This window comes from Microbispora sp. NBRC 16548 (assembly GCF_030268985.1).
GTDB classification, from domain to species: domain Bacteria; phylum Actinomycetota; class Actinomycetes; order Streptosporangiales; family Streptosporangiaceae; genus Microbispora; species Microbispora catharanthi.
The window spans coordinates 91,385-112,013 of record NZ_BSSF01000019.1 but is presented as its reverse complement, the minus strand read 5'-3'; the positions used below and the strand labels follow the sequence as shown (position 1 = coordinate 112,013).

Sequence of the window (20,629 nt, the reverse complement as noted above, 5' to 3'; positions counted from 1 at the left end):
CATGGTGGACCGTCTGACCGAGCTGCACCGTTTTCGCCGCGGCTCTGGTGAGACGTACGTCACACGTGGCTTCCTGTCACATATAGCCCCGACTACCCGGTCAATCGTGTGTCCGCAAAACGGCAGGGAGGCCACGTGGAATCGCGTCTCACCTATTTCGGCGACTTCCTCGCGCAAGCGGAGAACCATTTGACGAGGACCGGCAGCGCGTTGCCCTGATGTCTCTCATCGCCGTCATCAACGCCATCAACCGGCCTGGCCAGTTCGGCGAGGAGCTGATCGTCCAGACACGGCCGAGACAGACTCCGGCATTCCGCATCCGGCCAACGTGGCGAGCCGGATCGGATGAGCGTGCCCGTGAGACCCCTTTCCCGTCGCTCCACTATCGCGACCTGAAGGAGAAGACAGATGTCCCAGCCCCTCAAGTTCGTCATCGATCCCACCGGTGCCGACCGGCACGCCGAATACCAGGCCCTGAGGGCTCGTGGCCCGGCCACCCCCGTGGACGTCCTCGGCCTGCGCGCCTGGGCGGTCAGCGACCCTGCCGTACTCAAGACTCTTCTCACCAGTCCCGATGTCTCCAAGGACGGCCGTACTCACTATCCAGCCTTTCAGCAGACGATCAGCACGTGGCCGCTCGCGCTGTGGATCGCGGTGCAGAGCATGCTCACCGCGTACGGCGCTGATCACCGGAGGTTACGGAGGATGGTCGCCCCCGCCTTCAGCGCGCGCCGCATCGCCGAGCTGAAGCCGACCATTCGGTCCATGGTCGCCGAGTTGATCGACGACCTTGCCGCGGTGCCCGACGGCCAGGTGGTGGACCTGCGCGAACGACTGGCCTTCCCGCTGCCCATCGCCGTGATCGGTCATCTGATGGGCGTGCCGGAAGACCAGCGGGACGGTTTTCGGCAGATCGTCGACCGCGTCTTCGACAGTACGCTCACGCCTGAGCAGGCCCAGGCCAACGCCGCACGTCTTTACGAGCGCATCGACCAGTTGATCGCCACCAAGCGCAGCGACCCCGGCGACGACATGACCTCGTTTCTCATCGCGGCGCGCGACGAGGAGTCGGCCGGCGCCGGTTTCACGGATCAGGAACTCCGCGACACGCTGGTGCTGATGATCAACGCCGGGTACGAAACGACCGTCAACGTCATCGACCAGGCCGTCTTCGCGATGCTGACGTCCCCCGGCCAGCTTCACCTCGTCAGAACCGGCCAGGCGACCTGGGACGACGTGGTGGAGGAAACCCTTCGCCACGAGCCCGCCATCAAGTACCTGCCGCTGCGTTTCGCCGTCACCGACGTCAAGCTGCCCGACGGGCAGATCATCTCGGCGGGGGATCCCATCCTCGCCGCATACGCGGCCGCCAACCGTCACCCGGAATGGCACGGGCCGGACGCCGACACCTTCGACGTCACCCGTAGGGTCAAGGATCACCTGGCGTTCGGCTATGGCGTGCACTTCTGCCTCGGCGCTCCTCTGGCCCGCCTCGAAGTCGCAGAAGCCCTGCGTCAGCTCTTCGAGCGTTTCCCCACCATGTCGCTCGCGGTGCCTGCCGCTGCGTTGCAGCCGATCCCCACCCTCATCAGCAACGGTCACCGGGAGCTCCTCGTGCACCTGCGCCCCGCCGAGTAGCCACGGCTGCCCATACTCCGCCCACCCACTCCGGAGCCCAGGCCAGGGACCGTTCTCCCTGCCTGGGCTTCGGTTGATGTGAGGCATTAACGTCGCCCCGTGGCGGTTGTCCGCAGTCCAATCCATTTCGCACTGCTGGAGCGATGTATGTCCTCTTATGTTGCTCAACGTAATGGCCACGCGGCGAGCGCCGAGGAACTGGCGCCGCTCGCCTTCGGGGGCTATGCCCACTTCACTGCCATGCAGGTTCGTGGAGGCCGGGTCCGGGGCCTCGATCTCCATCTGGAGCGGCTGCGATCCGCCTCCGTGGAACTGTTCGGCCGGGCATTGCCCGACGATCGAGTGCGGGCCTGTCTGCGGGCGGCGCTACAGGCCGGTCCGGCCGACCTTTCGCTGACAGCCACCGTTTACCCCCCAACGGGCGGGTTCACGGTGACAGGGGCTTCTTCGGAGCCCGAGTTGCTGGTGCGTACCGGACCGGCCGCGTCCGGCCCGCGGGGCCCGCTCACGCTGGCAGTGGTCGAGTACGAACGGGTCCTCCCGGCCGTGAAGCATGTCGGCGAGATAGCCAAGACATATTTTCCCCGTCAGGCCGTTCGACAGGGCTTCGACGACGCCGCCTTCGTCGACCGCCGGGGCCGGCTCAGCGAGGGGTCGATCTGGAATCTGGCCTTCTGGGACGGCGCAGCCGTGGTGTGGCCGGAGGCCGAGATGCTGAGCGGCACCACGATGGGCATCGTCCGGCGGCAACTGGATCGCCTCGGTGTGCCCCAACGCGTCCAGGAGGTCACGCTCGCGGACCTGCCGGCTTTGGCGGGGGCCGTGGTGATGAACTCATGGACCCCGGGAGTGCCGGTGCGCCGGATCGGCTCTGTGTCCTTGCCTGAAGCGTCATCCTTCGTGCAGGTGCTGCACCGGGCCTACCAGGTCGAACCGCTCACTCCGCTGTAGGGGCCGGCCCGGCTTCGTCCCGGACCACCCTTCGGAACGGCCGGCCCGTCCCGATGACACCGCGAATCGGCCATGACGAGGGGGGTGGACGGCTCAGCCGTGGGCGCGGATGGCGGCGATCAGCCAGGTGAAAGCCGGCATGGCCGACGGACCGGGCTCACGGCCGTTGAGCACGGCTATCAGCTGCCAGTAGCGCTCCACCCGGGCGTCGGCGACGGTCTCGAGCCACCGATGCAGTTCGTCGCGTTCACCGGCCGGCATGCCGGGCTCGATGATCTGGTTCAGAATCGACCGGCCTTCGGCCGACTCCGGTGCGATCAATTCGGCCATCGCCCGGTTGGCGTGCTCCAGGGTCAGTGACCGGAGCGCATAGCCGTGACGCGATGCCACCGGCGAGGCACCGGTCAGGGCGATCTGCCGGAGCCGTTGCCGGAAGTCCTCGCCGCCGACCAGGTCGGTCAGCTCGATCCAGGCGTCCACCTGGCCTGGTGCCGGGTCGTCCGGCAGCTCATCGGGCAGCTCCCGCATCCACGTCGCGACCACCTCGGCGTCGTCATCCAGTGCGATCCCCGAGAACGTTTTCTCGATGAACTCGTCGATGACCTGCTGCCGCTGGGCGGCGGACAGGTGAGCGAGTTTGTGCGTCATCGTCGTCTCCTCGGTTGTGCCGCCGCGCTTGGCGATCGTGCGGAGCACGGCGCGGCGAAGTTTCAGAGCCTTGATCTCCGCGTCCAGCGCCTGGGCGTGCACCTCGGCCACCTCGGCCACCGTGGCTTGCCGCGCCAGGATCCTCCGGACGGCCTCCAGCCCGACACCGAGTTCGCGCAGGGCCCGGACCAGGTCGAATCGGGCCACGGCGGCGGCGTCGTAGAGCCGGTAGCCACCGGCCGAGCGGTCGGTGGGTGCTATCAGGCCGCTGTCGGACCAGAAGCGGATGGTGTGAACCGAAAGACCGGTACGTCGAGCGATTTGGCCCACGGTGTACAGCTCTGTTCCGTCAGTCACACGACGAGCCTGCACCTTCGAGCTACTCGAGACTCAAGCCGGAGGTCGTCTCCGCTGCATGGTCAGCTGATCGTCGTGCCTTGAGCGCGAACGAACTCGACGATCGCGCGGGCGAACTCCTGGGGCTGCTCGAGATGGCCCATATGCCCGCTGTTCTCGAGCACCGCCAGGCGGGAACCGGTGATGCTCTCGTGGGCGACGCGCGCCCAGCGAGTGCCGCCGAAGAAGTCGTGCACACCGGAAATGATCAGCGCGGGGATCTCGAGTGAACCGAGTTCGTCCCGCACGTCGAACGGCACGAGCTCCTCACCGTGCATCGGGTCGATCCACGCGTTCAGGGCGGCGCGCATCGGCTCCAGGTCCTGCTTGTGCGCCCAGTAGTCGGCGAAGTACGCCGGAAGGATCTCCCGTAGGGACGAGGTGTACGCCTCGTCGTCCCGCGCGGCCAGCGCTCGCTGGAACGCGTCCGGGATCTCGCGGGCTGCGGGCCGCTGCGGGAGTCGCTGCGGAAACCTGCTGATGTTCGCCATCGCGTCGGCCCAGAACTCCTCTCCTGTGACCGGCGAGGTGGAGTAGAGGATCGCTCCGGCGACGCGATCCGGGTGATCGAGCGCGTAGCGCTGGACGACGAATCCGCCGTGCGAATGGCCGAGCAGGAAGACGGCGGATACGCCCAAATGCTCGACCACGCCATGGACGAACCGGGCGTAGGTGTCGATCCGGTAGTCGCGGCGGTCGTCGAGGCGGCCGGAGGATCCTGTGCCGATCGGCTCGAGGTACACCATGGTCAGGTGCTCTTCCAGGGCCGGCGTCCGCAGGTATTCCCAGGCGATTCCCGGACCGCCTGAATGCACCAGGCACACCGGACCGGTGCCCGCGACATGGAACACCTGCCGCGTACCCTCGATGCTGATCTCATGCCTTCCCCTCGCGAGAGAGGGGGAGGTGATGGGACTCATTCGTCATCCCCTTGTATGTCGGCCGACGACCGGCTCGTGGATTCGAACGAGGAGGACTTTTCTCCGACTCGGCGGTCGTCAGGCGAGATCGGGACTCACGGGAGGGTCTCCCCGTCGTGGTGCGTGCAAGCGGCCTCCCGCCTCGCCGAAGCGCGGCCGGGCGAGGCGGGAGGTGATCGGTGACGCCTGCTGAACTCGAGCGCTTCTCCCAGCGGGCCCCGGGCCCCGACTTCGGAAAGCGGATCAGGGCCGTACGCCGAAGACCGCGTCTGTTCGCCGCTCAGCTGTGGGAGTCGGATGCCGACTGGATGGCCGCTCGGACCTGCTGGGCGAATCCCCGTACGGTGTAGTCCGCGGGAAGGCTGTCGATCAGTACGACATCGGAGACGGCGTTGTTGACACGCAGGGGCAGGATCTTCTGGTATTCCGCCGAGGTGTACCACTGGTCGGCGGCGGCGCGGTCGGGGAACTCCATGAGGACGACCAGGCCCGGCCACGCTCCCTCCACGACGCTGACCTCGCCGTTGGCAAGCCACCTGCCGCCGTAGGGCTTCACGGTGGCCTCGACCTCTTCGAGGTAGGTCAGACCCGCTTCGTTCGGGACGTCCCCGGGGATGCGGAGATGGTTGATCAAGTACGTGCTCATGTCGAACCTTCCGTTCGGTGACTGCGCAGGCGGACTCGCCGCAGGGACACTTAGATTACGGCCATAATCTTACGGAGGCTCGCGTGTAGGCGGATTTCGTGACGCATCTCACGTCTCGGTAGGTGATCCCCTGGCCGGGTGGGCGAGTCTGGGCGTGGCGTTGCCCTGAAAGGCCCTATGCCTCGTACGTGATCGGGGTGAGGTTCCGGGTGGGGGCGCTCGAAGCGCTCCTCGGATTTCCGGGCGTGCAATGGCACGCATAGATTGCGACTATAATCTACTTTTCGCGTGGCAGGCCGGCCCCGGACGCCCGAAATCAAGCTTCCGACACGTTCTCGCGATGAATCGAAGCGACGAGGGATCGAAGATGAGCCGAGTATCGCAGGCTGAGGCACGGGAAAATCGAAAGCGTGTGGTGGAATCCGCCTCGCGACTCTTCCGCGAGAAGGGGGTGCGTGATGTGAGCGTCGCCGACGTCATGCAGTCGGTCGGCATGACGCAGGGCGGCTTCTACAAGCAATTCGCCTCCAAGGCGGCGCTCGTCGACGAGGCCACAGCCGAGGCCTTTTCCGACATGCTGCGGCATCTGGCGGCCTTGGACGGCGGCCACGGTGGTCACGATGCCGCGTGGTCGTCGCTGATCGACTCCTACCTGTCACCCGAAGCACGTGACAACCCCGGCAACGGATGCCCGGCAGCCGGGTTCGCCGGCGATTTCGCCCGAGATCCCGAATGGCGCGACACCTACGCCGCCGGAATTCGCGACATGGCCGGCTGGATCGCTCCTGAGGACACCGGGCTGGCCGCCCTGTCCACTCTTGTGGGCGCTCTCCTGCTCGCCCGGGCGACAGCGGGCTCCCCTCTGTCCGAAGAGATCCTGCGAGCAGCGAGAAAGGCAGCAGCTCGACTGACCGAATGACGGCCACGGAGAGCCGTAGCCAGGGAAGCGCACCGCCATCAGGAGGTGAGCCACTGGCTGAAAGGCGGTTCAGCGGGGGTCGAACTCTCGGCCGGGCGAAGTTCGGGCAGGCCCTCGAGTGAGGGCCCTTGCCCGTCCTCGCGACTCAGCCCATGCTTTTGGCGCCGTCCAGGGACTCGCGGATGATGTCGGCGTGGCCGGCGTGCTGGGCGGTCTCGGCGATGATGCGCATCAGCACCCGGCGGGCCGACCATCGCGCGCCCGCCTCGAACCACGGGGCCTTCGGCAGCGGCTGGGTCACGTCGAGGTCGGGCAGGGCGGCCACCAGTTCGTCCGTACGGCGGGCCACCTCGGCGTAGGCGGCCAGCACACCGGCGAGCGTGTCGCTGGGCAGCATCCGGAACTGGTCGGCCCACCAGGCCCGGTCGGCTTCGGTCATGGTCGTGGCGTCACCCATGGCCGACGGGCCGTTCAGGATGAAGTCCACCCAGTTCCGCTCGACCAGGGTGACGTGTTTGATCAGGCCGCCCAGGCACAACTCGCTGGCCGTGGTCCGCTGCCCGGCCTGTTCGTCGGTGAGGTCGCGGGTTGTGAAGCGCAGGAAGTGCCGGTTCGTGGCCAGCGCCGCCAGCAGGTCGGCGCGCTCGCCGCTGATGGCCGGCGCGTCGGCGATGTCGCTGATGATCGACTCGTTGGTGGTCACGGTCTCTCCGCCTTCCGTTGTTCCGCTCGTCGGTCAGGGACCACGCTAGGAGCCATAGCGGTCACTTTCTGGCCTGAATCGACGACAGAATCGACGACATGGCGAACACCAGCACGCGCACGTTGCGGCTGCTCTCCTTGCTCCAAACCCATCGTTACTGGCAGGGCACCGAACTGGCCGAGCGGTTGGGAGTCTCCGTACGCACTCTGCGCCGGGACATCGACCGGCTGCGTGAGCTGGGTTATCCGGTCGAGGCGCAGCGCGGTGTCGACGGCGGCTACCAGCTCGCCGCGGGCGCCGCACTGCCGCCGCTGGTCATCGACGACGAGGAGGCGGTCGCCCTGGCCGTGGGACTGCAGACCGCCGCTCAGGGGGCGGTGGAGGGCATCGCCGAGTCCTCGGTGCGGGTGCTGGCCAAGGTGGTGCAGGTGATGCCGGCCCGGCTGAGGCACCGGGTCGAGGCCCTGCGCACGATGACCGTACCCGCCGAGTGGGGCGGCCCGGCCGGGGCGGGCGTCGATCCGGATGTGCTCACCACGGTCGCGCTGGCCTGCCGGGACCATGACCAGCTCCGCTTCACCTATCAGGCGGCCGACGGCAGGCAGACCGACCGGCACGTCGAACCGCATCGGCTGGTCTGTCTCAGCCGCCGCTGGTATCTGGTCGCGTACGACCTCACCCGGCACGACTGGCGAAGCTTCCGGGCCGATCGGCTGACCGCGCCGGAGGGCACCGGCTGTCGGTTCCGCCCCCGGGACCTGCCCGCCGCCGGCGCCGCCGAGTTCGTCCGTGCCGGCCTGGACAACCTGCCTCGTCCCTACCGGGTGGAGGTGCTCGTCGACGCTCCGGCCACCACTGCGCGCGAGCGGATCGGCCGCTATTGCACGATCGAGGAGGTCGACGCCGGGCATTGCCGGGTCCGGATGACCACGCACTCCCTGGATTGGCCGATCATGTCACTGGGCGTGCTCGGCGCCGAATTCCGCGTCATCGAGCCGCCCGAACTGCTCGACCGGATCCACGACTGGGGAGCTCGGTTCCAACGGGCCTGACGTCCGGTCGTCGGCGTGACCAGGCGGGACGCGCTGTCTACCACTCACGAACCGCCTCCACGCCTGCGGCGAGAGTGTCTCTGGCCGATCCGAGTCGTACGCCAAGAGCCGCCTCGGCGTCGCTCACCATGACGTCGAGGCCAGCGAAGAGTTCCTCACGTTCCACGGTCTCGATGAACAGTGTCCGGCGATTGAGAAGGTTGAAGCCCCTGCCGTATTCGCGGCCGATCTCGTACAGCCGGGTCGGCTGGTTTTCCTGAGAGCAGTCCGACAGCGCTGTGATGAGTTCCGCGCGCGTCTTCTTGTACTGCGCGACGGCCTTCGTGAAGCAGGTTCCGCTGATGTGCGCGCGACCATCCCAGCCGCGCAACGGGTTGCCCCGGTTTTCCGCGACCCACTCAGGTGCGCGAGCAGCGGTGATGTCGACGAAAGTGCCGTACGGGATCTGCGGGCGCCATTTCGACCGCATCGCTCCGGCGTATTCGCGCGGAATGCTGTGCAGGCACAAAGTCTCCAGCGCCGGAACGCACTCGGGCAGCAGAGCATCGGATGCGCTCATGCCGAACAGGTCGGTGATCAGCAGCCGTCGAAGCGACGCCAGCCGGTTGAGGCTCGACGCGTGGAGAAGCAGGCCGAGGTCGCCGGACAGAGAGAGCGTCGTCAGATCGGGAAAGCGCCCGGCGAGCCGGTCGCAGTCGAGTGACTCGACCTCCGTGACGTGCAGGTGGCGGACGTCCCGGCGGGGGTCGGCCGGTTCGTTCGTCATCTGGCCGACGTCCGCGCCCGTGATGCTCATCTCGTGCGGATCCGACCGAGGGTCGCGCTCGCCTCTGTCCCAGCGCCTTTGACAGGCGAGCTGCTCGCCGAGCCGCCATCCCGTGGAGTAGCTCTGTGAGGGCTTGGTACACAACAGCGGCAACGAGCCGATGATTGTGTAACTGCGAGGAAGGACCCACTCGTAGTTGCAATGGGAAAGGCACCCATTCCAATAGTGATGGGTCAGCACGAGGGCCGACACCTCGCCGAGGTCCGCCACCGAGGCGGGCTCCGGGCCCGACCAGTTCAGCTCGAGCACCCCCGCCGTTTCCCCGTCCGGGTTGAGATCGGTGATCTGTGCGACCGTCCACTCGTCAAGGGCGTCAGAGAACGCAGCCACGACGTCTCCCGGTGCGATCGGCCGTGGGGGTGAGCTCCGCTTCCGGCCAGCCATGCCTGAAGGGTAGTCGGCAAGTGGATCACCCGCACGCGGGTGATCCGCCCACACGACGCTCAGTCGTCCTCCGGTTGGATGGGGAAGTTCGCGCGGAACACGTTGTCCGGGTCGTAGGCGCGCTTGACCCGCCGCAGCCGGGCGAGGTTGGCCTCGCCGAACGCGTCGAGCAGCCGTTCTGGCCGGGTGTCGGTGTCGAAGGACAGGTAGAGGCCGTCGGTGTACGGCGCGACCTCGGCGTCCCACGCGGCATCCAGGGCCGGCTGCGCCGCGCCCATGGCCGTGAGCACGAAGTTCTGGTGCCGGTGCGGGTACGCGGTCGCATCGGGAGCCAGGTCGTGCGCGGCCCCACCGGTGGCGCGTATCTGCAGGAAGTAGGACAGCCCGGAGCGCGCCATCCGCTCGAAGGCGCGGCTCACGTCCCCGTCGAGATGGGTGACCAGGCCGGAGCGTACGGCGGGGCTCCCGCCGCCGGTGTGATGTTTTTCGGCCGGCTGCACCACGCCCGAATAGGGCAGTACATATCCCTGGTGCCCCAGCAGCGGGCCGGCCTCGGCGAGCCGTTCGAGCTCGCTCACCGCGGCCTCGGTGTCCGCGCCGGCGTACACGGTCATGAGCTGGGCGACCGCGTCCTGACCGCGGCGCGCCGGGGAGAGGATGAGGAAGCTCGTCAGCTCACGCGGGGCCTTCTCGACCGCGGCGCCCCAGCGCTCGAGGAGCCCGGCCGTGTCACGGGCGTCCAGGGTCATCTGGGAGAAGACGACGTCGCCGAGCTCCATCGCCTCGATCTCGACCCAGGTGACCACGCCGAGGTTGCCCCCGGCGCCGCGCAGGCCCCAGAGCAGGTCGGGGTTCTCCTCCCGCGAGGCGTGCAGCACCCGGCCGTCGGCGGTCACGACCTCCGCGGCGACGACGTGGTCGATCGTCAGGCCGAACGTGCGCCCGAGCAGGCCGACGCCGCCCGTCGTCGCGAGGCCGCCCACGCCCACGCCGCCGAAGTCGCCCGAGCTGATCGCCCATCCGTACGGCACCAGGGCCTCGGCGACCTCACCCCAGGTCGCGCCCGCGCCCAGCCGTACCCTGCGCGTGGCCGGATCCACGACCTGGACGGCGTTGAGCGCGCCGAGGTCGAGCACGATGCCGCCGTCGTTCGTGGAACGGCCGCTGATCCCGTGCCCGCCGGAGCGTACGCCGAGCGGGACGTCCTGGGACCGGGCGTACGCGAGCCCCTCGACGACCTGATCGACCGTCCGGGGGCGCAGCACCAGGCCGGGGGACCCGGCGCGCAGGTAGTTGTGCCGCACGGACCCGTAGGCGCGGTCGCCGGGCTCGACGGCGTCGGCCGCGAGGCTCGCCGGGACCTCGTCGTAGTCGATGCCGTCGCGGCGCAGCGCGATAGCGGCGGCTCCGCGACGGGCGGCCGCGGGGACGGTGCCGGTGGCCGCCCGCTCGCGCGCCACCGCTTCCCGTACGGCGGGGGCGATCTCCTCTCCGTACACCTGGATGAGCCGCGGGTCGTCCGAACCCAGGATGAACGTGCCGATGCCGTCCTCCAGCGCCAGAGCGGTCAGCTCCTCCACCCACTGCTCGACCGGTCCCTGCAGGAAGCCCTGACGGGCCTCGGCGACCGCGCCGCTGATGTTCAGCAGTCGGCGCACCTGCGCCGGGTCGCGCCCGGCCTCCTCGGCGGCCTCGTCGATGATCGTGTTGCCGCGCCGCAGGTCGCCGTCCTTGAGGTAGGCGAGCGAGGGCAGCCAGCCGTCGGCCTCGCGCGCCACCAGGCGCAGCATCCGCGGCTTGTAGGCGCCGAGCCAGATCGGGATGTCGTGCGCGGGGGCCGGGCCGCGCTTGGCGCCCGCGACGCGGTGGTGTTCGCCGTCGACGCGCAGGATGCGGCGCTCGCTTGCGTTCCAGATGCCGCGGATGATCTCGATGGCCTCCTCCAGCGCGGTCACGGACTCGGCCGGCGTCAGGCGGGTGCCGCCCATCGACTCGATCGCGTCCCAGAAGCCGCCCGCGCCGATGCCGAGCGCGAACCGGCCGCCGGAGAGCAGGTCGAGCGACGCCGCTGCCCTGGCCAGCACGGCCGGCGGGCGCAGCGGCAGGTTCAGCACGTTGCCCGAGACCGTGATCCGCTCGGTGTGCGCCGCCACCCAGGACAGCAACGTCCAGGTGTCCAGGAACCCCGGCTGGTAGGGGTGGTCCTGGAACGTCACGAGATCCAGCCCGGCGGCCTCGGAGACCTGGGCGAGCCGGACCGGCCCGTGCGGGTCCTGGTTCTGCGGGGTGAGGAACGTGCCGAAGGCCAGTTTGTGGCCGTAGTCCGTCATGCCGGGCCTCTCGCGAAGTAATCTGTCAAACAGACGATATGCGACACAACTTATCGAGGAATCATCGTATTCCGGGTTAGAGTGGATGATGTGACCGCCCGCGAACCAGCCGACTCCCCGACGCCGTCATCGCAGGGTTCGTCATCACACGGTTCCGTGCTCGGGTGGTCCCTCACCGTGCTGCTGCGGGAGTGGAGCGCACGCGTCGAGGACGCTTCACGCGACCTGCCGCACGGCGTGCGCGGCTACCAGGTGCTCTCCGCGGTCGTGCGCGACGCGCCGCCCACGCAGGCCGCGCTCGCCGCCCGCCTCGGCATCGACCGCACGGTCATGACCTATCTGCTCGACAAGTTCGAGGGGTGCGGTCTCCTGGAGCGCAGGCAGGACCCGGCCGACCGCCGGGCGCGGCGCATCGTGCCGACCGACCACGGCCGGCGGGTCCTCGCCGAAGTGGACGCGCGGGTCGCGCAGGCCGAGGACGAGCTGCTCTCCACCCTTCCGACCGACGACCGGCGTGTCCTCCTGGCACTGCTGGAGCACGCCGCCACCGGGGCGGCTCCCGGCGAGGACCGCTGCGCCGCCGTCGCGGGATCGGCCGGACTGACGCGGGAGGCGTGACCCGGCCCGGCCCATCGCACCGGAGGACCCCGGGCCCGCGACCTCGCCTACCCGCTCGATGGCACTGGGGTATGCGGCCCCCGGTAGGGGAGCGTCTCGCTGTAGACGATGTTGGTGGTGGTGCTGCCGAACCGCGCGAGCTCGTCCACCACCTTCTCCAGGTGGGCCATGGAGGTCGCGGTGACCTTGAGCGTGTAGCAGTCGTCGCCGGTGGTGCGCAGGCACTCCAGGATCTCCGTACGCTCGGCGAGCAGCCGGTGCAGCGGCTCATGCCGGCTGCCCGGATATTTCAGCCGCACCACGGCGAGCACGGCGTATCCGACCTTTCCCAGGTCGACGACGGCACGGTAGCCGCTGATGACGCCGGCCGCCTCCAGGCGCCGTACCCGTTCGGTGGTCGCGGAGGCGCTGAGGCTCACCCGCCGGGCCAGCTCGGTGAGCGGCAGGCGGCCGTCGCGCTGCAGCTCGGCCAGGATGAACCAGTCCGTCGTATCAAGACTCTCGGCCATCGGCCGAATATACCGGCGAATCCACGGCCGAACGGCCTGTATGCAGGGAGTTCTTTCTTCCAAATGGCCTGATCGCCTGAATACTCTGGTCCGGTGAAACTAGGCGTCAACGTCCCGAACTTCGGGCCGGGCACTCGCCCCGGCGTGCTGCGCGGCTGGGCCGAGACGGTGGAGGGGCTCGGGTTCGACCTGCTCATGGTCTCCGATCACGTCGTGGTGACCCCCGACGTGGCCGAGCAGTATCCCGCCCCGTTCTACGAGCCTTTCACCACGCTGTCCTGGCTCGCCGGGATCACCACCAGGATCAGGCTGGGCACCACCGTGCTGATCCTGCCCTACCGGCACCCGCTGCTGACCGCCCGCATGGCGGCCAACCTCCAGGAGCTGAGCGGGGGACGGCTGGTCCTCGGCGTGGGCGTGGGCTGGGCCCGGCAGGAGTTCGAGGCGCTGGGCGTGTCGTACGAGCGGCGCGGGGCGCTGACCGACGAGCACCTGCGGGCGATGCGCCTGGCCTGGCAGGACGAGGAGGACTACCGGGCGGGGCACATTCCGATCTGGGTCGGCGGCGGCAGCGACGCCGCTCTCCGCAGGGCGGTGCTCCTCGGCGACGCCTGGCATCCCCTGCGCTTCACCCTGCCGTGGCTGGGCGAGCGGATGGACCGGCTGGCCGCCGTCGCGGAGAGCCTGGGGCGTCCCGCACCCGTGCTCGCCCCGCGCATCCTGCTGCGGCTCACCGGCACCCCGGTGACGGGCGAGGGACGCCGGGCCGGAGAGGGCACCCTCGACCAGGTCATGGACGACCTGGAACGGCTGCGCGTCCTGGGCGCGGAGACCGTCCTGCTCGACCCCTTCCGGGGGGACCCCGATGAGACGAACCATCCGGAGACGGCGTGGCACATGCTCGAGACGGTGGCCGCCGCGTACACGAAGGAGCATTCATGACCCTCGACGACGAGAAGTTCCTCCGCAGGGCGATCGAGCTGGCCGCCGAGGCCCGAGCGGGCGGTAACCCGCCGTTCGGCTCGCTGCTGGTGGGCCCGGACGGCGACGTGCTCGCCGAGGAGCGCAACACCTCGCTCACGGAGGCCGACATCACCGCGCATCCCGAGCTGAAGCTCGCGCGCTGGGCCGCCCGCGAGCTCGGCCCGGCAGCCGCGGCCGGCACCACCATGTACACGAGCTGCCAGCCGTGCGGCATGTGCGCGGGTGCCATCGAGCGCTCCGGACTCGGTCGCGTCGTCTTCGCGCTCTCCACCGATCAGCTCGGCGGGCTCAAGCCGCCGGCCGGCCCGTCGTCCTTCCGGCAGGAGGGGCCGGCGCTCTTCGACGAGGCGCGCGTGCCCGTCGAGGGCTACTACCTCTGAAGCGCGCCGTCAGCCGGCGTCCGGGACATAGCACAGGTGGAGCACGCCGGTCTTGAACGTCTCGGACTTCACCAGCTTCAGCTTGTGCGTCGGGGTGTCCTCGAACAGCCGCTGCCCGCGGCCGACGACGATCGGGTGGACGAGCAGGTTCAGCTCGTCGAGCAGCCCGTTGGCGAGAAGCCACCGCACGGTCGTCGCGCTGCCGGACATCTGGAGGTCGCCGCCCTCGATCTGCTCCTTGAGCTCGCGCAGCCTGGCCGCGACGTCACCGTTGACGACGGTGGTGTTGTTCCAGTCCGCCTTCTCCATGGTGGTCGACACGACGTACTTGGGGGCGTTGTTGAAGGCCTCGGCGATCTCCGGGTCCTGGTCCGTCGTCGTCCAGTAGGCGGACCACTCCTCGTACAGCGTGCGGCCCATCAGCATCCCGGCCGAGTTCTGCATGCCCGCCTGGACCACGGCGCCCATCTCGTCGTTCCAGTAGGGGAAGTGCCACTGGTCGGGCGACTCGACGACGCCGTCGAGCGAGATGAAGAAGTTCGCGACGATCCTGGCCATGTGCTCCGCTCCTTGTGTCGTATGACGGTGGCTGCGAATGGAAGATTAGGCGGGACGCTCGCGCAGGTCTTGTACGGAAACGACACGGCCGTACGGCTCCGCGGTCACGCTCGGCGGAGCCGCCAGAGCAGGTAGGCGGCGACGGACGACGAGTCGCTGACAACGCCGTCGAGGATCATCTGCTCGAACTCCGTGCGGTGCACCCACCGCTGGCGCATGTCCTGCTCGGTGTGCTCGCGGTGGGGTTCGCCCCTGGTGAGGCCGGTGGCCACGTAGACGTGTAGCCCCTGGCCGGTCATCCCGTGGGCGTTGTCCATGCGCCCGAGATAGCGCAGCAGGCCGGCCTGGAGCCCGGTCTCCTCCACCAGCTCGCGCCGGGCCTCGTCCTCACGCGTGTCCGCCTCGGCCGACCCCTGGGGGAAACTCCACGAGCGGCGGCCGATCGGGTATCGGTACTCCTCCACGAGGTGGAAGCCGTCGTCCTCTTCCGGCACGATCAGCACGAAGTCGGGCTTGGCCACGTATCCGTACAGGCCGGGAGAGCCGTCAGGGTGCTCGATCGCGTCCTCTCGGACCGTCATCCACGGGTTGCTGTAGACGATTCGGGAGGAGACCTGCCGGATCACGTGCTGCGCTTCGGTCACGTGGCCGGATACTACCCACGCTCCGGCCGTACGTCCGCCTACGCGACGGGCTGGTAGGCGAGGGACAGCACGCCGGTCGGGAAGGTCTCCGAGGACGTGAGCGTCATCGGGATCTCCAGGCCCTCCTCGAACAGGCGCTGGCCCTTGCCCACCACGATGGGGTGGACCAGCAGCCGGAGCTCGTCGAGCAGGTTGTGCCGCATCAGCGAGCGGACGAGGTTCGTGCTGCCGCTGATGCCGATCGTCTTGCCCGGCTGCCGCTTGAGCTTGGTGATCTCCTCGGCGAAGTCGCCGGTGACGAGGGTGGAGTTCTGCCAGTCGACCGTGTCGAGGGTCGAGGAGACGACGTACTTGCGGGTGGTGTTGATGAAGTCGGCGAAGGGGTCGTCGGTGCCGGCCTTGCTCGGCCAGTAGGCCGCCCAGCTCTCGTACATGACCCGGCCCATCATCATGGCGTCGGACTCGGACATCAGCGCGCCGACGGCCGCGCCCATCTCCTCGCTGAAGTAGGGGAAGTGCCACTGGTCGGGCGCCTCGACGACGCCGTCGAGGGACATGAAGAAGCTGGCGACGATCTTGCGCATCTGGATCTCCTCTGTCTCGCGCTTGCGTGACCCAGACTCGCAGCCGACGAGTTCAGCTGTCAAGACAATTCTTTTTTTCGGTGCGCCCGGGCGAGGAGCACCAGGCGGGACATGCCCCTGCCGATATCCCGCCTGGTGATCCGCTCGGTCTTCGTGGAGGACGGGCGCGGCCCCGGCGCCCGTCCGTCGTCTGAGGTCAGGTCCGGTTGCGTAGCCGGATCGAGTTCACCTCAGGCCGCCTCTCCGAGCTCGTCCCGCCCCGCAGGAGACCGGCGGAGGGGCGTCGTCGCAGGTGCGGGTGCCGTACGGCTCCGCGTTCCGCTTCCGCGTGGGGTCATCGCGTCTCCTCTTCGTGGTCCGATCGGCTTCGGGCCGAATCGGGATCGGGTCGGGTCGAGCATCGGACGGGCCGGTATACAGGGCGTATAGGCCCTGATAGAGGTTGATTTCCGTCCGCGAATCGGCCTGGCTCCGCCAGGGGTTCACCGCCCTGACTGGATCATTGACAAACAGGGCGAAGATCCTGGATTCTTCACTCCGGTGTCCGGACAGAGGCGGAATCTGAGTGGAATTTCACGTCCTGGGGCCGCTCAGCGTTTCCCACGATGGTCACCTGATCCCTGTCGGCGGAGCGCCGAAACTCCGGCTCACCCTGGCCGCGCTGCTGTCGAAGGCGGGCCAGCCGGTGTCCGTCGACTGGCTGATCGCCGCCGTTTGGGGCGACCGGCCGCCCGCGTCCGCGCGGCGCAACATCCACCTCTACGTCCACCAGTTGCGGCGGGCGTACGGCGCCCACGTCCTGCCCGGACGGCCGGGCGGCTACGCGATCATCCCCGACGCGCTCGACGCGACGCGGTTTCGCAGCCTCGCCGCCCAGGGAAGCGCGGCTCTGGATCGGGGAGACCTCGAATCCGCCCGTGACCGGCTCCGCGCGGCGCTGAACCTCTGGCGGGGGCCGGCGTTCGCGGAGTTCGCCGACTGCGTGCTCGTCGCCGACGAGGCCAGGCGGCTGGAGAAGTCGCGGCTCATGGCGCACGAGCGGTTGGCGGAGGCCGAGCTCGCTCTGGGCCGGCACGTCGAGGTGGCCGCCGAACTCGCCGACCTCATCAGGGAGCATCCGTATCGGGAGAGCCTGCACGGGCATCTCATGCTCGCGCTGTATCGGTCGGGGCGTCAGGTCGAGGCACTGGAGGTCTTCCGCAGGACCCGCGACGTCCTGAACGTCCAGCTCGGCATCGAGCCGGGTCCCGTGCTCCAGCGTCTGCACGAGGCCATGCTCCGGGGCGACGAGGACCTCCTCCCGGCCCTGGCCCCGCCCCCGGAGGCGGAGCGGCGGAAGACGGACGACTGCCCCTATCGGGGTCTGATGGCGTTCCAGCCGGAGGACGCGGACTGGTTCTTCGGCCGTTCTCACCTGGTCGACCGGCTGCGTGACCTCGTCGACCGGCTTCCCGTGGTCGGCGTGTTCGGCGCGTCGGGGAGCGGCAAGTCGTCCCTGCTGCGCGCAGGCCTGCTGGGATCCGTCTCCGGCGAGGACGGTGTCTTCGGCGAGGACGGTGTTTTCGGCGAGGAGGGTGCGGCCCCAGGCGGGGACGGTGTCTCAGGTGGGAACGGTGCGGCGGTGCCGTGGCGGGGTCTGCTCATGACGCCGGGGGAACACCCGCTGGACGCGCTGGCCGACGTGGTGGCGAAGGCGTCGGGCGGCGACCCGGTGACGCTGCGCGACGACCTGGTTCGCGATGCGCATGCGCCGGCCGCCGCACTGGCCGCCGCACCAGCCCCCGCACTGGCCCCCGCACTGGCCGCCGCGCTCGGCGGCGCGCCGGAGACCCGCCTGCTGCTGGTGGTGGACCAGTTCGAGGAGATCTTCACTCTGTGCGCCGACGACTCGGAGCGCCGCCGGTTCGTCGAGGCCCTGCTCGGCGTGGCGCTCGGCACCGCATCCGACGCCGGTCGGCGCGTCGTCCTCGTGCTCGGCGTCCGCGCCGACTTCCTCGCCCACCTGACCCAGCACCCCGCCCTGGTCGAGGCGCTCGGCGGCGAGGCCCAGATGCTCGTCGGGCCGGTGTCGTCGCCGGACCTCCAGGAGATCGTCGTACGGCCCGCCGCCCGGGCGGGGCTCACCGTGGACCCCGACCTGCTGGCCACGGTGCTCGCCGACGCCGCCGAGGAGCCGGGCAGCCTGCCGCTGGTCTCGCACGCGCTCCTGGAGACCTGGCGGAACGCGACCGGCGCGAGGCTCACGCTGCCGGCCTACCAGGCGGCCGGCGGCGTACGCGGGGCCATCGCGCAGAGCGCGGAACGGGTCTTCGGCGAGTTCGCCCCGGCGGAGCGGCAGGCCGCCCGCAGGATCTTCCTGCGGCTGACCGCGCTGGGAGACGGCACGGAGGACACCAGGCGGCCCATCTCCCGTACGGAACTCGTCGGCGTTGCCGACCCCGACGTCACCGCCCGTGTGCTCGACCGGCTCGCCGCCGCGCGGCTGGTCGTCCTCGCGGAGGAGACGGTCGACGTGGCGCACGAGGCGCTGATCAGGGCCTGGCCGCGGCTCCACCGCTGGCTCACCGACGACCGCGAGGACCTGCTCGTCCACCGGCGGCTCACCGACGCCGCGCAGACGTGGCGGGAGCTGGGCCGCGACCCGGGCGCCCTGTATCGGGGCGCCCAGCTTCTGGTGGCCGGGACCTGGGCGGAGGACCATCCGCAGGAGCTCAACGACGTCGAAAGCGCCTTCCTGCGGGCCAGCCGCGCACTGGAGGACAGTGAGCGCACCGCGGCGCGGCGGCGCACCCGGCTGCTGCAACGCCTGCTGGCCGGGATGGCCGCGCTCTTCCTGCTCGCCCTGCTCGGCGGCGGCGTCGCCGTACGGCAGGGCAGGGAGGCCGGCCACCAGCAGTTGGTGGCCCTGTCGCGGCAGCAGTCCCTGCAGGCCCGATCGCTTCTCGCCACCGATCCCGATCTCGCGGGCCTGCTGGCGATCGCGGCGTACCGGCTCGACCCGGAGCCGGAGACGCGGGGCGCCCTGCTGAGCGTGTCGGCCGCGGCGCGCCGCCGCATCGAGCTCAACGTGGAAGGGCCCGCGGTCTTCGGGCTGGCGTTCAGTCCGGACGGGTCGCGCCTGGCCGCGGCCGGCACCGACGGAGCCGTCGGCCTCTGGGACCTGCGCACCCGCACCCGTGTCGCCGCCTTCCCCGGGCCGCTGACCCGGACGGGACCGGGGGAGATCCACGCCAGGGCGGCGGCGTTCAGCCACGACGGCAGGCTGCTCGCCTCCGTGGTCAGGGACGCCGCGCTCGAATCGAGCAGGGGCGTGGTCGTCGTGTGGGACCTGGCCTCCCGCCGGCCCGTGTTCGAGCGGCAGCGGGAGCGGATCACCGACGCGATGGCGCTGAGCCCCGACGGGACGAGGATCGCCATCGGAGTGGGCAAGGGCGCGGTCGAGCTGTGGGACCTGCGCGACGGGAGCGTGCGCACCCTGAAGGGACACCGGGAGGAGGTCGTGGCTCTCGCCTTCAGCCCCGACCAGGCGTTCCTGGTGTCGACCACGGGCGGAACCGAGAACCCCCTCGTGTGGGACGCCGCCTCCGGGGCGAAGGTCGCGGCGCTCGACGCCGTGAACGTCCACAGGCTGGGCTTCGACCCCGCCGGCGGAATCCTCGCCACGGGATCGTCGCACTACGGTGTGCGGTTCTGGCGGATCGCTCACGACCATGTGACTCGACTGCCGGGGCTGCCCAAACGGTCGCCGTACACCTGGGACATGTCCGCTCCGGTCGCCGGGCGGATCGCCGTCGCCGACGAGGACGGACTGATCACGATCTGGGACGTGGCACGACGGCAGCCCGTCGAGACCTACCAGGACAGAAGCCGCACCGAGACGCTGTCCCTCGCCCTGAGCGCCGACGGCTCGATGCTCGCCTCGGCCGGGCTGGGCCGGACCATCGTGGTCAGGGAACGCGCCGTTCCTCCGTTCAGCGGACACAACCAGGCCGTGAACGACATCGAGATCAGCCCGGACGGCCGGCTCGTGGCCTCGGCGAGCAGTGACAGGACCGTCCGGCTGTGGGACGTGGCCGGGAACCCGATCGCCACGTTCGGCGACCACCCCGATCACGTCCGGGCCGTCGCCTTCAGCCCGGACGGCCGCCTGCTCGCGACCGTCACCCGCAGCCACACGCTCACCCTCTGGGACGTCGGCAGCGGACGCAGGCTCGGCACGGCGGCGTACCGGGGGCTCGGCGCGTCCACCGACGTCGGCTTCGATCCGCGCGGGCGCTTTCTCGTCGCCACCGCGCTCGGCCGGTTCCGCTGGGACGTCAGCGATCCGGGCAAGCCGGTCGAGGTGCCGTTCGCGGGTGGGTATCTCGTCTCGGCGCTGGCGTTCAGCCCCCGCGATCCGCTGCTCGTCACCACCGGCCCCGCCGGCGATCTGGTCGTCTGGGACCTCGCTCGCGACAGGGAGGTACGCGCCCTCAGGACCAGGCAGGGCTCCGTGCTCGACGTCGCCTTCAGCCCGGACGGCAGGTCGGTCGCCACGGCGGGCGCCGACCGCACCGTGAAGCTCTGGGACACGCGGACCTGGGCGTCGTACGCCACGCTGACCGGCCACACCGCCCCGGTCCAGGCCCTCGCCTTCAGCCGGGACGGCCGCTCGCTCGCGTCCGCGGGAGACGACCGCACGATCATGGTCTGGGACCTGGCGACCAGGCACCCGGCGGCCACGCTGACCGGGCACACCGCTCCGATCAGGGGCCTGGCCTTCACCGCGGGCGGAGACCTGATCTCGGGCGGCGAGGACGGCAGGATCATCCGCTGGGAGCTGCGGCCCGGCCCGCTCGTGGGGAAGCTCTGCGAGGAGATCGGCCGCGACCTCACCCGCGCGGAGTGGGCCGCCCACTTCCCCACGGTGGACTACCGGCCCACCTGCTGACGGCCGCCG

At 69.8% G+C, this 20,629-nt stretch carries 18 protein-coding genes; 8 read left to right on the top strand and 10 right to left on the bottom strand.

Going from position 1 to position 20,629, the window contains the following annotated elements; all coding sequences use genetic code 11:
* Positions 1-501 precede the first annotated feature (501 nt).
* Both QSK36_RS37445 and QSK36_RS37440 read left to right on the top strand, forming a co-directional pair.
* Entirely contained in the window at positions 502-1,638 is a 1,137-nt protein-coding gene (locus tag QSK36_RS37445) for a cytochrome P450 family protein (RefSeq protein WP_285785648.1), read from the top strand.
* 99 nt (positions 1,639-1,737) lie between these two features.
* Positions 1,738-2,589: an aminotransferase class IV family protein gene (locus QSK36_RS37440; RefSeq protein ID WP_285785647.1), complete on the top strand. Its 852-nt coding sequence runs from the start codon at positions 1,738-1,740 to the stop codon at positions 2,587-2,589.
* A 93-nt stretch (positions 2,590-2,682) separates the two neighbouring features.
* Here QSK36_RS37440 and QSK36_RS37435 read toward each other — a convergent pair whose 3' ends face one another.
* The 3 genes from QSK36_RS37435 to QSK36_RS37425 all read right to left on the bottom strand — a co-directional run bounded on the left by QSK36_RS37435 (position 2,683) and on the right by QSK36_RS37425 (position 5,199).
* Positions 2,683-3,594, bottom strand: a complete 912-nt coding sequence (locus tag QSK36_RS37435; RefSeq protein WP_285785646.1) for a helix-turn-helix domain-containing protein — start codon at positions 3,592-3,594, stop codon at positions 2,683-2,685.
* Positions 3,595-3,656: 62 nt separating this feature from the next.
* On the bottom strand, positions 3,657-4,553 hold the full coding sequence (locus QSK36_RS37430) for an alpha/beta fold hydrolase (RefSeq protein ID WP_183538045.1): 897 nt from the start codon (positions 4,551-4,553) through the stop codon (positions 3,657-3,659).
* Between the two features lie 280 nt (positions 4,554-4,833).
* The gene (locus QSK36_RS37425; protein WP_285785645.1) at positions 4,834-5,199 is read right to left on the bottom strand and encodes a DUF1330 domain-containing protein; all 366 of its coding nucleotides are present in this window, start codon (positions 5,197-5,199) and stop codon (positions 4,834-4,836) included.
* Between the two features lie 340 nt (positions 5,200-5,539).
* Here QSK36_RS37425 and QSK36_RS37420 point away from each other — a divergent pair, with 340 nt between their 5' ends.
* Positions 5,540-6,118: a TetR/AcrR family transcriptional regulator gene (locus QSK36_RS37420; protein ID WP_225898227.1), complete on the top strand. Its 579-nt coding sequence runs from the start codon at positions 5,540-5,542 to the stop codon at positions 6,116-6,118.
* 145 nt (positions 6,119-6,263) lie between these two features.
* Here QSK36_RS37420 and QSK36_RS37415 read toward each other — a convergent pair whose 3' ends face one another.
* On the bottom strand, positions 6,264-6,821 hold the full coding sequence (locus QSK36_RS37415; RefSeq protein WP_285785644.1) for a DinB family protein: 558 nt from the start codon (positions 6,819-6,821) through the stop codon (positions 6,264-6,266).
* A 98-nt stretch (positions 6,822-6,919) separates the two neighbouring features.
* Between QSK36_RS37415 and QSK36_RS37410 the strand changes: the two genes are divergently transcribed.
* Positions 6,920-7,873 (top strand): helix-turn-helix transcriptional regulator, encoded by a 954-nt coding sequence (locus tag QSK36_RS37410; protein ID WP_285785643.1) that lies wholly within the window; start codon positions 6,920-6,922, stop codon positions 7,871-7,873.
* A 37-nt stretch (positions 7,874-7,910) separates the two neighbouring features.
* Here the strand turns inward: QSK36_RS37410 and QSK36_RS37405 are convergent, their stop codons facing one another.
* Positions 7,911-9,029: a hypothetical protein gene (locus QSK36_RS37405; protein WP_285785642.1), complete on the bottom strand. Its 1,119-nt coding sequence runs from the start codon at positions 9,027-9,029 to the stop codon at positions 7,911-7,913.
* Between the two features lie 113 nt (positions 9,030-9,142).
* Complete coding sequence (locus QSK36_RS37400; protein ID WP_285785641.1) at positions 9,143-11,413, bottom strand: LLM class flavin-dependent oxidoreductase; 2,271 nt, start codon at positions 11,411-11,413, stop codon at positions 9,143-9,145.
* Positions 11,414-11,569: 156 nt separating this feature from the next.
* Between QSK36_RS37400 and QSK36_RS37395 the strand changes: the two genes are divergently transcribed.
* Positions 11,570-12,031, top strand: a complete 462-nt coding sequence (locus tag QSK36_RS37395; RefSeq protein WP_285785640.1) for a MarR family winged helix-turn-helix transcriptional regulator — start codon at positions 11,570-11,572, stop codon at positions 12,029-12,031.
* 47 nt (positions 12,032-12,078) lie between these two features.
* Here the strand turns inward: QSK36_RS37395 and QSK36_RS37390 are convergent, their stop codons facing one another.
* A complete protein-coding gene (locus QSK36_RS37390; RefSeq protein WP_285785639.1) occupies positions 12,079-12,540 on the bottom strand; it encodes an Lrp/AsnC family transcriptional regulator in 462 nt (153 codons plus the stop codon).
* A 93-nt stretch (positions 12,541-12,633) separates the two neighbouring features.
* Between QSK36_RS37390 and QSK36_RS37385 the strand changes: the two genes are divergently transcribed.
* Positions 12,634-13,482 (top strand): TIGR03619 family F420-dependent LLM class oxidoreductase, encoded by an 849-nt coding sequence (locus QSK36_RS37385; protein WP_285785638.1) that lies wholly within the window; start codon positions 12,634-12,636, stop codon positions 13,480-13,482.
* Positions 13,479-13,904 (top strand): nucleoside deaminase, encoded by a 426-nt coding sequence (locus QSK36_RS37380; RefSeq protein ID WP_183538031.1) that lies wholly within the window; start codon positions 13,479-13,481, stop codon positions 13,902-13,904. The genes QSK36_RS37385 and QSK36_RS37380 overlap by 4 nt, the downstream gene beginning before the upstream one ends.
* Positions 13,905-13,913: 9 nt before the next feature.
* Here QSK36_RS37380 and QSK36_RS37375 read toward each other — a convergent pair whose 3' ends face one another.
* The 3 genes from QSK36_RS37375 to QSK36_RS37365 form a co-directional block, all read right to left on the bottom strand.
* Positions 13,914-14,462, bottom strand: coding sequence for a dihydrofolate reductase family protein (locus QSK36_RS37375; protein WP_285785637.1), 549 nt, complete (start codon positions 14,460-14,462; stop codon positions 13,914-13,916).
* A gap of 104 nt (positions 14,463-14,566) precedes the next feature.
* The gene (locus QSK36_RS37370; RefSeq protein ID WP_285785636.1) at positions 14,567-15,106 is read right to left on the bottom strand and encodes an NUDIX domain-containing protein; all 540 of its coding nucleotides are present in this window, start codon (positions 15,104-15,106) and stop codon (positions 14,567-14,569) included.
* 38 nt (positions 15,107-15,144) lie between these two features.
* On the bottom strand, positions 15,145-15,690 hold the full coding sequence (locus QSK36_RS37365) for a dihydrofolate reductase family protein (protein ID WP_285785635.1): 546 nt from the start codon (positions 15,688-15,690) through the stop codon (positions 15,145-15,147).
* Positions 15,691-16,255: 565 nt separating this feature from the next.
* Between QSK36_RS37365 and QSK36_RS37360 the strand changes: the two genes are divergently transcribed.
* Entirely contained in the window at positions 16,256-20,620 is a 4,365-nt protein-coding gene (locus tag QSK36_RS37360; RefSeq protein ID WP_285785634.1) for an nSTAND1 domain-containing NTPase, read from the top strand.
* Positions 20,621-20,629 lie beyond the last annotated feature (9 nt).

What these genes read in the sequence shown, in the direction of transcription:
- QSK36_RS37430 (WP_183538045.1), bottom strand. Translation starts at nt 4,553, where the DNA reads ATGAGTCCCATCACCTCCCCCTCTCTCGCGAGGGGAAGGCATGAGATC.
- QSK36_RS37425 (WP_285785645.1), bottom strand. Translation starts at nt 5,199, where the DNA reads ATGAGCACGTACTTGATCAACCATCTCCGCATCCCCGGGGACGTCCCG.
- QSK36_RS37420 (WP_225898227.1), top strand. Translation starts at nt 5,540, where the DNA reads ATGAATCGAAGCGACGAGGGATCGAAGATGAGCCGAGTATCGCAGGCT.
- QSK36_RS37410 (WP_285785643.1), top strand. Translation starts at nt 6,920, where the DNA reads ATGGCGAACACCAGCACGCGCACGTTGCGGCTGCTCTCCTTGCTCCAA.
- QSK36_RS37400 (WP_285785641.1), bottom strand. Translation starts at nt 11,413, where the DNA reads ATGACGGACTACGGCCACAAACTGGCCTTCGGCACGTTCCTCACCCCG.
- QSK36_RS37390 (WP_285785639.1), bottom strand. Translation starts at nt 12,540, where the DNA reads ATGGCCGAGAGTCTTGATACGACGGACTGGTTCATCCTGGCCGAGCTG.
- QSK36_RS37380 (WP_183538031.1), top strand. Translation starts at nt 13,479, where the DNA reads ATGACCCTCGACGACGAGAAGTTCCTCCGCAGGGCGATCGAGCTGGCC.
- QSK36_RS37375 (WP_285785637.1), bottom strand. Translation starts at nt 14,462, where the DNA reads ATGGCCAGGATCGTCGCGAACTTCTTCATCTCGCTCGACGGCGTCGTC.
- QSK36_RS37365 (WP_285785635.1), bottom strand. Translation starts at nt 15,690, where the DNA reads ATGCGCAAGATCGTCGCCAGCTTCTTCATGTCCCTCGACGGCGTCGTC.